The organism is Roseburia sp. AM51-8 (assembly GCF_003478275.1).
GTDB classification, from domain to species: domain Bacteria; phylum Bacillota; class Clostridia; order Lachnospirales; family Lachnospiraceae; genus Pararoseburia; species Pararoseburia lenta.
Map to the genome: position 1 here is coordinate 365,202 of NZ_QUEY01000001.1, position 12,569 is coordinate 377,770.

12 protein-coding genes and 1 pseudogene are annotated in these 12,569 nt (G+C 45.9%); 11 read left to right on the forward strand and 2 right to left on the reverse strand.

What is annotated here, in order from left to right; genetic code table 11:
* The first annotated feature begins 43 nt into the window (after positions 1 to 43).
* Genes DW996_RS01810 through DW996_RS01820 form a run of 3 tightly spaced genes read left to right on the forward strand, consistent with a single transcriptional unit; the run spans position 44 to position 4,851 of the window.
* Entirely contained in the window at positions 44 to 2,335 is a 2,292-nt protein-coding gene (locus tag DW996_RS01810) for an alpha-L-rhamnosidase (RefSeq protein WP_243098653.1), read from the forward strand.
* A 14-nt stretch (positions 2,336 to 2,349) separates the two neighbouring features.
* On the forward strand, positions 2,350 to 3,702 hold the full coding sequence (locus DW996_RS01815) for an MFS transporter (RefSeq protein ID WP_118281033.1): 1,353 nt from the start codon (positions 2,350 to 2,352) through the stop codon (positions 3,700 to 3,702).
* 54 nt (positions 3,703 to 3,756) lie between these two features.
* Entirely contained in the window at positions 3,757 to 4,851 is a 1,095-nt protein-coding gene (locus DW996_RS01820) for an alpha/beta hydrolase (protein ID WP_118281034.1), read from the forward strand.
* A gap of 72 nt (positions 4,852 to 4,923) precedes the next feature.
* On the opposite strand, the gene DW996_RS13140 is transcribed toward DW996_RS01820, so the two are convergent.
* Positions 4,924 to 5,391 (reverse strand): hypothetical protein, encoded by a 468-nt coding sequence (locus DW996_RS13140; RefSeq protein WP_243098631.1) that lies wholly within the window; start codon positions 5,389 to 5,391, stop codon positions 4,924 to 4,926.
* A 113-nt stretch (positions 5,392 to 5,504) separates the two neighbouring features.
* Between DW996_RS13140 and DW996_RS13145 the strand changes: the two genes are divergently transcribed.
* The 4 genes and pseudogenes from DW996_RS13145 to DW996_RS14710 form a co-directional block, all read left to right on the forward strand.
* On the forward strand, positions 5,505 to 5,795 hold the full coding sequence (locus tag DW996_RS13145) for a hypothetical protein (protein ID WP_243098632.1): 291 nt from the start codon (positions 5,505 to 5,507) through the stop codon (positions 5,793 to 5,795).
* Positions 5,796 to 5,931: 136 nt separating this feature from the next.
* Entirely contained in the window at positions 5,932 to 6,108 is a 177-nt protein-coding gene (locus tag DW996_RS12950; RefSeq protein WP_158575158.1) for a hypothetical protein, read from the forward strand.
* Entirely contained in the window at positions 6,105 to 6,968 is an 864-nt protein-coding gene (locus DW996_RS01830; protein ID WP_118534702.1) for an alpha/beta hydrolase, read from the forward strand. Before DW996_RS12950 ends, DW996_RS01830 begins: the two co-directional genes overlap by 4 nt.
* A gap of 70 nt (positions 6,969 to 7,038) precedes the next feature.
* Positions 7,039 to 7,137, forward strand: a pseudogene (locus DW996_RS14710) (low molecular weight protein-tyrosine-phosphatase); the annotation flags it as partial.
* A 53-nt stretch (positions 7,138 to 7,190) separates the two neighbouring features.
* On the opposite strand, the gene DW996_RS01840 reads toward DW996_RS14710, so the two are convergent.
* Positions 7,191 to 7,829 carry a lactate utilization protein gene (locus DW996_RS01840; protein ID WP_118534703.1) on the reverse strand — a complete coding sequence of 213 codons (639 nt, stop codon included), beginning with the start codon at positions 7,827 to 7,829 and terminating at the stop codon, positions 7,191 to 7,193.
* Between the two features lie 157 nt (positions 7,830 to 7,986).
* Here DW996_RS01840 and DW996_RS01845 point away from each other — a divergent pair, with 157 nt between their 5' ends.
* The 4 genes from DW996_RS01845 to gltA all read left to right on the forward strand — a co-directional run bounded on the left by DW996_RS01845 (position 7,987) and on the right by gltA (position 12,520).
* Positions 7,987 to 9,111 (forward strand): CobW family GTP-binding protein, encoded by a 1,125-nt coding sequence (locus DW996_RS01845; protein ID WP_118534881.1) that lies wholly within the window; start codon positions 7,987 to 7,989, stop codon positions 9,109 to 9,111.
* Between the two features lie 54 nt (positions 9,112 to 9,165).
* Positions 9,166 to 10,119: a TIGR03943 family putative permease subunit gene (locus tag DW996_RS01850; RefSeq protein WP_118281037.1), complete on the forward strand. Its 954-nt coding sequence runs from the start codon at positions 9,166 to 9,168 to the stop codon at positions 10,117 to 10,119.
* A gap of 125 nt (positions 10,120 to 10,244) precedes the next feature.
* Complete coding sequence (locus DW996_RS01855) at positions 10,245 to 11,135, forward strand: sulfide/dihydroorotate dehydrogenase-like FAD/NAD-binding protein (RefSeq protein ID WP_118281038.1); 891 nt, start codon at positions 10,245 to 10,247, stop codon at positions 11,133 to 11,135.
* Positions 11,135 to 12,520, forward strand: coding sequence for an NADPH-dependent glutamate synthase (gltA, locus tag DW996_RS01860; protein WP_118281039.1), 1,386 nt, complete (start codon positions 11,135 to 11,137; stop codon positions 12,518 to 12,520). Before DW996_RS01855 ends, gltA begins: the two co-directional genes overlap by 1 nt.
* Positions 12,521 to 12,569 lie beyond the last annotated feature (49 nt).

A 12,569-nucleotide genomic window follows, 5' to 3' on the forward strand; every position in this document is an offset into this window, starting at 1 on the left:
ACCAAACAGACATTCCTCAATCCGCAAAATCGGTGAGGAGTATCTGACCCCGTACTGCAATAACTACAATCAGTGGTTACAGTATCAGACGTATGATGTGACCGCGCAGATGCAGCGCGAAGGTGTGTTGTCCGTTCTTTTGGGGAATGGCTGGTACAAAGGGAGGTTCGGGTTCAATCAGACAGAACAGAAAGGATTTTACGGCGACGAGTGGAAACTGCTGGCAGAGGTGCATCTGGAATATGAGGATGGCACACAAGAGATAATCGGCACGGATGACACATGGGAAGTGACAAGAAGCAATCTGTTTTTTTCCAATATTTATGACGGAGAGAAACGGGATGATACGCTGGAACCTGTCGCACCTGTCAGCGCGCAGCTTGCAGATGCACCGAAGGGTCATCTGACGGAGCGGCTGTCCCTGCCGGTGACAGCGCATGAGCAGTTCACACCGAAGGAACTGATCCACACCCCGAAGGATGAGTGGGTGTTTGACTTGGGACAGGAGATTACCGGGATTTTCAAACTACATGTCCATGAGCCGAAAGGTAAGGAGATCAGAATCCAGACAGGCGAAATCCTGCAGGACGGATGCTTTTATAACGAAAACTTAAGAACCGCTTTATCAGAATATGTGTATATCTCTGACGGAGAAGAAAAAGACATTATCCCACATTTTACATTTTACGGATACCGGTATGTAAAAATCAGCGGGGTAACCAATCTCTCCTGTGAAGATTTTACGGGAATGACACTCTACAGTGATTACGAAGGTACCGGCAGTATACAGACAGGAAATGAACTGGTAAATCAGTTGATTTCCAATGTGGAATGGGGCATGAAGGATAACTTCTTAGATGTGCCGACAGACTGTCCGCAGAGAGATGAGCGCATGGGATGGACAGGCGACACACAGGTGTTTTCGGGTACGGCATGTTATCTGGCGGATACCTATGCATTTTACAGAAAATATCTGTACGATTTGTATAAGGAACAGCTGATTGCCGGAGGGATGGTTCCGGAGGTGGTGCCGACCTTCGGTCCGTCGAAATGTTCCTGTGCATGGGGCGATGCGGCCTGTATCGTTCCGTGGAATGTCTATCTGTTCAGCGGGGATGCTGCCATATTGGAACAGCAGTTTGACAGTATGAAGGCTTGGGTGGACTATATCCGTAAGGTGGACGGAGAGCACCACGGATGGAGACATTCCTTCCATTACGGAGACTGGCTGGCGCTTGACCGGGTGGGAGCCGCGGCGGGAAATGTATACGGAGCGACCGATGAAGGCTATATTGCGGATATTTATTATGCGGCAAGCGCGGAGCTTACAGCGAAGGCAGCGGCGGTTCTCGGGCGAAAGGAAGAGGAAAAACAATATCGGGAAATCGCCGAAAAACAATGGCGTGTGGTAAAAGAAGAATATTTTACCCCGACCGGAAGATGCGCGGTAAAGACACAGACGGGACTTCTGCTGGCTTTGAAATATCATTTGTCAGAGGACGAAGATCTGACCAGAGAGATGTTAAAGAAACTTTTCCGCGAGAGCAGAAACAAATTGAATACCGGATTTGTGGGAACCTCTCTTTTGTGTAATGTGTTGACCGATAACGGAATGACGGATACCGCCTACCGCCTGCTTTTGAACGAGGAGTATCCGGGGTGGCTGCACGAAGTGAAACTGGGAGCCACCACAGTCTGGGAGCGATGGAATTCACTGGATGAAGACGGTAAGATATCCAGTACCGGAATGAACAGTCTCAACCATTATTCTTACGGGGCGATTCTGGAATGGATGTTCCGCCATGTGGGAGGAATCCATCTTTTGGAAGAATCTCCGGGAGGCAGAAGGGTTGCAATTTGTCCGAATGTCCATTATGACCTGAGACAGGTAAAGACCGTGTATGACTCGGCAAGCGGACGGTATGAGTGCGGCTGGGAAATTATGGAGGATAACAGGATTAGAATCAAAATTACGATTCCGTTTGGTGGAGAAGGCGAGGTGCGATTGCCGCATGCTCCGGAGATTCTGTTTGAAGATAAGACAAATCCACTATTCGCAACAGTGGTGAACGGTATTTGTTATATCACTGCAGGAAACTATGAAGTCGTATATGAGGCAACTGAGAAGTTAAAGAAAATATACAGCGTGGAGTCAAAGCTGGAGGATTTGCTGAACCATCCGCAGATACGGGCATTTTTGTCGACGATGACCGAGGTGGATATGATACCGGATGCGGTCTATGGATTGTCGTTTCGGCAGGTGGCGGAGATGTTTTCTGGACCGATGGATGAAGGACAGGCAGAGATGTTGAATACAGCATTATCACAATTTTAAGGAGGAGAGAACAAATGAGTGGGAAGAGTAAAGAACAAAAGGTTAGTATCGTGGAAAAAATGGGCTTATTCATGGTATGTGCGGGAAATATTCCACTGATGGGATTATTGTCAGGATTCTTTATGATTTACTATACGACTGTGGTTGGTCTGGAACCGGCAGCACTGGCGACCCTGTTTTTAATATCCAAGGTGGTGGATGGAATCAGCGACCCGATTATGGGATATTTGCTGGACAAATTTCCAGTCACAAAAATGGGGAAATTTCGCCCTATGATTATTCTGGGAACAATCATCTGTGTTATAAATTATATTTTACTGTGGTTTGGCGCAGTCTGGATTCCGGTCGGAAAATATGTGATTGTGTATGTGACGTATCTGCTGCTGGGCTGGACGTTTGATATTATGGATATCTCCAAGAACAGTCTGCTCCCGGTCATGAGCGCGGATGACAAGGAGAGAAACAGTTTGTCACTTTTCAACGCGTTGGGAACAATGATAGGTGGCGCGGTACTGGCTGTGGCAGCACCGATTCTTGTGGCGGAAGGAACGTTACAGAACTATTACGTGTTAATTTTCGGTTCCATGGCCATGGTGTTGGTTTTATCTATTGCAGGGGCTCTTTGTGTAAAGGAAAGAGTAGCTTTTGAAGGAAAAAAAGAAGAAAGTTATACATTCAGGGAATTGTTACAGTTTATGCGGTATAAACCTGTCTGGGCAATGTTTGTAATGGCACTGGTAGCCGGGGTGGGCAGTAATATAGCAGGAGGAGCCGGCGCTTATTTTTACACATATATAATGGGTGATATGACGCTTATGTCAGGGGTGTCACTTGTTTCAATGATAACTGCTCTGGTGGGAATTTTCCTTGGACCAATTCTGGCAAACCGGTTTGGAAAGAAAAAGATTTATGTAATGGCAATCGTCGTATCCATCCTGTTTACCGCACTGCGTTTGATTGATGTGAGATCTATGCTTTTGATCTATATTAGTACAGTGGCAGGAGGTGTGGCAGGCGGATGTATAGTACCGCTGACAACCAGTATACAGGCAGATAATACTACTTACGTGCAGTATAAAACCGGAAAACGTGCAGAAGCGGCAATCGCATCGTTTACATCTTTTATTACAAAAGTGGCGCAGGGAATCGGAGGAGCGATTCCGGGGTATGTATTGGCAGCTACAGGTTTTGTTACCGGCTCGGCTGTCCAGCCGGAGAGTATCAATACAGGAATTATCCTCTGCGTACTGATACTTCCGATTATCCTGACTTCCGCAGGGGCGATTCTTTTTGGTACACAGTATACGTTGGATAAAAAAGCAGTAGAGGAAATGAACACGGCAATCGCAGCGCGCAGCAATAAGTAACATATTGAAGGAGAATGCGATGGAACTGACAAGAGATAAGGAGTGAAAGAACATATGAAAATTCTGGCAATGATAATACTCGTGCTGCTCATTTTGGCAGTCGGCTTCGTGGGGTATGTTTATAAGAAAAATGCGATGTTTCTGCCGGCACTGTTTGGCATCGGCGGTTTTCCGAATATAAAAAAGGAAGATTATTATCAGGCAGACGGAACATTCCGGAAAGCGGAAAAAGATGATAAAATGGCATTTTTTATGCAGCATCCGGTGTTTGGCGGCTATAAGCATATGTTTTTTAATGTTGAGGATAACGTGTTAAAAGCGATTGCCCCGGCAAAATATGCAGATTTTCTAAAAGCGCAGGGCAGAAGTGATCAGATGGAAAATGCACTGGAGGCTTTTCATTACCTGACCCGGCTTGTGGAAAGTGGAGAGGCGCAGTTGATTTCCGATATTAACCCGAAGGAAATGATAGAACAGAATCCATATCAGTCTCATTTGACCGGAATGTTTTACAAAGGAAAGCAAGGAAAACCGTTGGCGGTGGTCGTTCCCGGAGGTGGATTTATCAGTAATGTGACGGATTGCGAGGGATATCCCGTGGCAATGAAATTACACAAGTTGGGGTACTCCGTATTGGTAATCAGTTACCCGATTGGCAAACAGCTGGGAGAAACGGAACAGGAAAAACAGGGGCAGGCAGCGGTCAGGGAGTTGGTGCAGGTAATCCGTTATCTAAAGGAGCATGAGCAGGAACTGTCTGTGGATATGGATGACTATGCGATATTCGGTTTCTCGGCAGGCGGCATGATGACTACGGCATATTCCTTCGCAAATTACGAGGACTGCTGTCACAAAGTAAAACTGCCGAGACCAAAAGTGATTTTCCCGATGTATGGTCTGGACTGGAATGTGAAAGCGCTTGAGCAGGATAAGGGACTGGCGGTATTTTCCATCGCAGGGCGCGAGGACGAATACGGATTCGGAAATGTAGAGAAGAGACTTCCGCAATTGAAATCCGTGTTGGGTGAGGACAATGTGTCTGTACGGATTTACGATAATCTCGGACATGGATTTGGTATTGGTTCCAATACCATAGTACCTCATTGGCTTGAAGAGGCAGTGGAATTCTGGGAGGCACATCGGAAATAATTTTTTCAAGAACAGGAAGAGTGAACTTTGAGAGGTCAAGTGTTTTATAAAATTATAAAACATTTGACCTTTTTAAAAGATGTTGGGGTCAAAAGCCCCCCAACTATGGTGCTCACATTTAGAACAGTGGTTTTTACCATAAGGACATCGCCATAAAAGACAACCACGGGCTTTGTCATAGCCATTGGGAGCCATGCGTTCTCCCTGTTGGCAGATAGGGGTTCCGTCCTTATCAATATGAATGTTATCCGGAATAGATTTCGGGCGACCACACTTAGCGTTAAGGTCAATAAAAGCATGAATATGCCGATCTTTTAACAGGTTATATGTTGGATAGTTATCCATGGCAGAATCAAGGCACATATTTGATATGTGCAGGTCGGGCATGTGTTTTTCAAATTCATGGAAAGCTACCAGAAAACTGACAGAATCATGTCTTTTGGCACTGGTAAACCGCAAAAGGAGTGGAATATCAACGTGTAGTGAATGGTTATGGCAGGACAGCTGAAAGAGGGTATATCCGTAATAGTATTTTTCCATATCGCTGTCCCATCCCCATGAGGCATCGGGGGCTGAAAAATGGCGAGGAACATCCGGGTTGTATGGTTTATCGGGGTCAGGATTTAAACGGTGTCCCTCGGGGTGGCATGAGTATGGACAGCGGTACCGTCGCCGGAAACCGTAAGGTTTTCAGAAGAAATCAGACCGCATTGAACGGAGGGAAGAACAGCAACGGAATAAAAGAGATGTTGAAGGGTAGCCTCGAAATTAAAATGAATAATTTTTCCGTTAAGCAGGCGGTTTACAAGAACCTCCGTAATTTTAGGCTTTATTTCCTGAGCTTTCCAAAGAGTAAGAGAGGGTGGAGTAAGTCCCATAGAAATGAGCAGAAAAAACAGGATAAAGAAACTCACAATTCACGAGAAATGTCAATAGTTTTTTGAAAAATTGCTGAAAAAATTTAAAATCCTTCTCTGAAAATGGGAGGAAACGAAAAAAGTAACAAGTACAAAAAGAGCGGAGATTCGGGCTTTATGGAGTTTCCGAGACCGTTCTGAAATAGATAAGGAGGGAAAAAACATGGGTAAGTACAAAGGGCTGTTCTGGCCGGCAATCTTAGGCGTCAAGCATATGCCGAAGGTAAAGGAATCGGAGTTTTACAATGACGCGGGAGGGTTCCGCAGGGCTACGATCAATGACAAGATGGCGTTCTTCCTGCAGCATCCCGTATGGAGGGCAGGCCGGAGCTTTTTATGAAGACCGGGTCGCCAAAGGAAATATATGCCATGTCAGGCATGAGCGTCCATGGTTTGTGCAATCTTATCGGGCAGCCCGCACAGGCGCAGAGCATCGTGGATGGTTTCAACTATGTCGTGGAGCAGAAAGGGCTGAAAAAGGTGCATTTCATCAGCGGGCTTTATGCGGAGGATGAGGTAAGGCGTGATCCCGACAAGGGAAAGGTACAGGGGATCCTGTTCCAGGGGAAGCCAGGGAAGCCCGTGGCTGTGCAGATTGCGGGCGGCGGGTTTGACGGCGTAGCCTCTTATTTGGAGAGCATCCCGGCAGCCATGGAGCTGCACAGGAGGGGATACAGTGTGTTTGTGCTGGTCTACCGTGTGAATGTGGAGCTGCATGAAACCGAACCGCAGGCCAAGGGCGAGGAGGCATCCAAGGATGTGCTGCCGGCGGTAAGGTATCTGATAGGGCATCAGGCAGAGTACGGCTATACGATGGACGGCTTTGGTATGTTCGGGTTCTCCGCTGGAGGCCTGATGACGACAGCCTACGCATTTTCTGATTATAAGGACTGCTGCCATAAACATAATCTGCCAAGGCCCGCCGCCATCTTCCCCATCTATGGCCTGCACTGGGAGCTTAAGGTTCACGAGAAGGACAAGGGGCTTGCTGTATTTTCCAGGGTCGGGCGGGATGACCCTACCGGTTTTGCGGCCGTGGAGAAAATCATCCCGGACATCAGGAAAGCGCTGGGGCAGGAAAATGTCGATATCGTCATGTATGATAAGCTGGGTCATGGCTTTGGCCTGGGGATAGATACTGCGGCAGATGGCTGGCTGCGGGATGCAGTCGCATTCTGGGAGAAGCATCGGAAATGTTGATTTGCTCTTCACGGATTTCAACCTTTCTTTTGCAGATTATAAGAAAAATCAGTGATTGCAGGAAACAGATGATGTGGCGGACCCCTGGTATACGGGAGACTTCGAAGCAACATATCGCGATATTGTGGCTGGATGCGAAGGGTTCTTAGAATATTTAGGATACAGATAAAAGATGCCTGCCGTTTCTGTGAGAACAGGAATGGCAGGCATTTGTGGGTTATTTTAGTAACCCCATTCACCTTCTACAAGGATTACTTTGATTCTGTTTTCGTCGCGACTGTTTCTGGTGATTACAATCTGATTACAGATGCAATCACCAGAGAGGCAGTCTCCGCAGCTTCCATTTGCAGTACAAGGTGTTTTTTTGTCAAATCGAAGAGCATTTGGTGGGGATGCGATATTTCTTGCGCGCACAATAGCACTATCTAAGTCATGGCAGACCTTGTTCATGCCGGCAATAACAATGACCTGCTTTGGTCCGAAGATAAGTGCAGCAACACGATTTCCTGTGCCATCAATGTTTACGAGTTGTCCATCAAGGGAAATGGCATTTGTACTCATGATAAAATTGTCTGCAGAAAAAGTTTTGCGATAGATTTCATCAATTTCTTCCTGCGAGTTTGCGTTAGCACGGTCATAGACAATCAAATCAGAGCGGTTGGCAATTACTTTGTCCAAACCAATTTCTTTCATGGTCATCGTACCACCCCAGGATACAGAAGAACCTTGTTTCATAAGCGAAGAAGCAAGGCTACATGCCTCTTCTGGTGTTTCACAGTAAAATCCTTCCATATGACGTTTTGCCAGATTTTTAATCAACTGATTGGCTAATATTTTGTGATGTTCTCTCTTTGGATCCATAGAATTACCCTCCATTTTAAAAAAATATTTTGTGGTTTTTGCATAATCTTTTTTTCCACAAAAGGAAAATTTCGACCATTGTACACAAATGGATTTATGCTATAATATATGTTGCTATATTTATAAGCAGAAAGTCAAGAGAAAGAAGGATGAAATTATGACAAAAATTGACATTATTTCTGGATTTTTAGGAGCAGGTAAGACAACATTTATCAAGAAAATGATTGATGAAGTTTACACTGGTGAGAAACTTGTATTAATAGAGAATGAGTTCGGTGAAGTTGGTATTGATGGTGGATTTTTAAAAGATTCCGGTATTGAGATTTCAGAGATGAACTCTGGCTGCATCTGCTGCTCATTGGTAGGAGATTTTGCAAAGAATTTACAGGAAGTTTTAGATAAATTTTCACCAGACCGTATTTTGATAGAGCCATCAGGTGTAGGCAAATTATCAGATGTTATGGCGTCTGTGATTGATTTAGAAAAGACACATGATGTTAAGGTAAACGCACTTGTTACGGTTGTAAATGCATTAAAGGCATCGAAGCAGATGAAAGCCTTTGGCGAATTCTTTAACAACCAGATTGAATATGCAACAACGGTTGTATTGAGCAGAAGTCAGAAGGCTACACCGGAACAGTTGGAGTTTTGCGTAAAACAGATTCAAAAGCTCAATCCAAAAGCTGCGATTATTACAACACCTTGGGATGAAATTCAGGGAAGTCAGATTTTAAAGGTTATCGAAGGACAGGATAATCTTGAAATGAAGACATTGGCAGAAGCAGCACACGAGGCACATGAGCATGAACATCATCACGACCATGACCATGGGCATGACCACATTCATGACCATGAGCATCATCACGACCATGACCACGAGCACGAACACCATCACGACCACGAGCATGAACACCATCATGACCACGAGCACGAGCATCATCACGAGCATGGCGAAGGATGTACTTGTGGATGTCACGACCATGACCATGAACATCATCATGCAGATGATGTATTCACAAGTTGGGGCAAGGAGACACCGCACATCTTTGAACGTGCAACGATCGAGAATGCTCTGAAGGCATTTGCTGAGACAGAAGACTACGGAACCGTCATCCGTTCCAAGGGTATGGTACAGTCTACTGACGGCACATGGATCTACTTTGATCTGGTAGATGGCGAGTACGAACTGCGTACCGGTGAGCCGGATTACACAGGACGTCTGGTAGTTATCGGTACAGATATTGACGAACATCAGTTAGAGGAACTCTTCGGTATCGCCTAAATATGGCGATACCTTATCTTCTGATAGGACATAGAATTATAAGAAAGAGGAAAGATTATGGCAGAAATACCGGTATATTTTTTCACGGGTTTTATGGATAGTGGTAAGACCACTTTGATCCAGGAAACCCTATTTGAAAATGGCTTTGCTGAAGATGATGACCGTATTCTCATCATTGCCTGTGAAGACGGCGATGTGGAGTATGACACCGAAAAGTTAAAGACGATCAACGCATCTGTCGCAACCATTGATACAGAAGCAGAGTTTAATACAGAGCATTTACAGGAAATTGCAGACCAGTACCGTCCGGATGTCGTTTTCGTTGAATACAATGGAACCTGGGGCGTAGGCGAAGTCTATGAGATGGAACTTCCAAAGAATTGGGTGATCGTGCAGTCCCTCGCTACTGTGGATGCAACGACTTTTGAGATGTATATGGCAAATATGCGTTCCATGATGATGGAGCAATTCTTTCAGGCAGAAGTTGTTATCTTCAACCGCTGTGATGACAACACGCCAAAGAGCAAGTTCCGTGGCAATATCAAGGCAGTCAACCGTCCGGCGCAGATCGTTTATGAGAGAGCCGATGGTACGATCGACGATCGTGAGGAAGAACTTCCTTTTGACATCAATGCAGATGTGATCGAGATTTCCGATGCAGATTATGCCCTCTGGTTTATGGACTGCATGGAAAATCCAAAGAAATACGATGGCAAGAAAGTGCATTTCTTAGGTTTGGTCTACAATCCAAAGGATGGTAAGTTAAAGCGCGGCGTTATCGTGCCGGGACGTTTTGCCATGACTTGTTGCGTGGAGGACATTACCTTCCTTGGCATGATGTGCAAGACCGGCATGGAAAATACACCGGAGCATCGCTCCTGGATCGACCTTACCGCACGTATCAAGGTTGAATTTGCAAGAGAATATAAGGGCAAGGGTCCGATCCTTTATCCGATCGAGATGAAACCGGCAGAAAAACCACAGGACGAGTTGGTTTACTTTAGTTAAAGACAGGCTTAACACAGGGTTAACAGAAGAATCGTATTTTATATGCTGTGTATTCCACTTAGGAGGCGAGAAATCCGCTAAGGATCGGCATATCAAATAGAAAATAAGAAAATGGGAGGAAAACTATGTATCCAATCGTAAAAAAAGAAAAACTTGCTGACAAGATTTTCTTGATGGATGTGAAGGCACCGAGAGTGGCAGATAATTGTCTGCCGGGACAGTTCATTATCGCCAAGATCGATGAAGTGGGAGAGAGAATTCCACTGACGATCTGCGATTATGACAGAGAGGCTGGTACGATCACGATCGTATTCCAGACCGTAGGAGCATCCACAGAGAGAATGTCACACCTTGCTGTGGGAGATGCCTTTATGGACTTTGTAGGTCCGCTGGGACAGCCGTCAGAACTGTGTGTAGAGGAGAACCTCGAGGAGACAAAGAAGAAAAAGATCGTCTTTATCGCGGGCGGCGTGGGGACCGCACCGATCTATCCACAGGTAAAATGGCTGAAAGAGCATGGCGTAGAAACGACCGTGATCATGGGATCCCGTACCAAGGATCTTTTGTTCTATGTGGATGAAATGCGTGAAGTTGCCACACAACTTTGTGTTACAACAGATGACGGTTCTTATGGCTTCCATGGAATGGGAACCAATCAGTTGCAGGCATTGGTAGACGAAGGTCAGGAGTTCAACTGGTGTGTAGCCATCGGACCTATGATCATGATGAAATTCGTCTGCAAACTTACCAAAGAACTTGGTATCCCGACGATCGTATCTATGAACCCGATCATGGTAGACGGTACCGGAATGTGCGGTGCTTGTCGTCTGGTTGTTGGAGATCAGGTAAAATTTGCATGTGTGGACGGACCGGAGTTTGACGGTCACTTGGTTGATTTTGATCAGGCTATGTCCAGACAGCAGCAGTATAAGACAGAAGAAGGTCGCGCGATGCTTGCTTTACAGGAAGGTGATACACACCACGGCGGATGCGGACATTGTGGAGGTGACAAGTAATGGGTGATGTTTTAGTAAAAGTTCCGGTCAGTGAGCAGGATCCAAAGGTTCGTGCCACTAACTTTGAAGAAGTATGTTTAGGATACAATAAAGAAGAGGCTATGGAAGAAGCATCCCGTTGCTTGAACTGCAAGAATGCACAGTGTATCAAGGGATGCCCGGTTTCCATTCAGATCCCGGATTTCATCGCAGCTGTAAAAGATGGCGACATCGAAAAGGCATATGAAGTGATCAGCGAGTCTTCTGCACTTCCAGCCGTTTGTGGACGTGTCTGCCCACAGGAGAGCCAGTGTGAAGGCAAGTGTATCCGTGGAATCAAGGGCGAAGCCGTTTCCATCGGAAAACTGGAGCGTTTCACGGCTGACTGGGCAAGAGAAAATGGCATCAAGCCACAGGGCGCTAGCGAAAAGAATGGTCACAAGGTCGCAGTGATCGGCTCCGGTCCTGCAGGACTTACCTGTGCCGGTGATCTGGCAAAACTTGGCTATGATGTTACTATTTTTGAGGCACTGCACGAAGCAGGTGGTGTACTGGTTTACGGTATTCCTGAGTTCCGTCTGCCGAAGAGCAAGGTTGTTGCCGCAGAAGTAGAAAATGTAAAGTCTCTTGGTGTTAAGATTGAGACAAATGTTATCATCGGTCGTTCCGTAACGATTGATGAGTTGATGGAAAAAGAAGGATTTGAGGCAGTCTTTATCGGCTCCGGTGCAGGTCTTCCTAGATTTATGGGAATCCCGGGCGAGCAGGCAAAGGGCGTATTCTCTGCCAATGAATTCCTTACCAGAAATAACCTGATGAAAGCATTTAAGGAAGGTTATGATACACCGATCGCACGCGGCAAGAAAGTCGTTGTTGTCGGTGGTGGTAACGTTGCTATGGATGCTGCAAGAACAGCACTCCGTCTGGGCGCAGAAGTACATATCGTTTACCGTCGTAGTGAAGCAGAACTTCCTGCACGAGTGGAAGAAGTACATCATGCAAAAGAGGAAGGCGTTATCTTTGATCTATTGCAGAATCCGACCGAGATCTTAGTAGATGAAAACGGTTGTGTCAAGGGCGTTCGCGTCATCAAGATGGAACTGGGTGAGCCGGATGAATCCGGAAGAAGAAGACCGGTGGAAATTCCTGGATCTGAGTATGAGATCGAGGCAGATACCGTCATCATGTCACTTGGTACTTCTCCAAATCCACTCATTTCTTCTACGACAAGAGGACTTGATGTGAATAAGAGAGGATGCATCATCTGTGAGGACGATGGCGCAACTTCAAAAGAAGCTGTTTACGCAGGCGGTGATGCCGTGACAGGCGCAGCAACAGTTATCCTTGCCATGGGTGCAGGAAAGGCTGCTGCAAAGGGTATTCACGAATACTTCCAGAATAAATAATTTATGAGAACAGAATAAAAGAGAAAGGCGTTTGCATCTTTTGCATTCG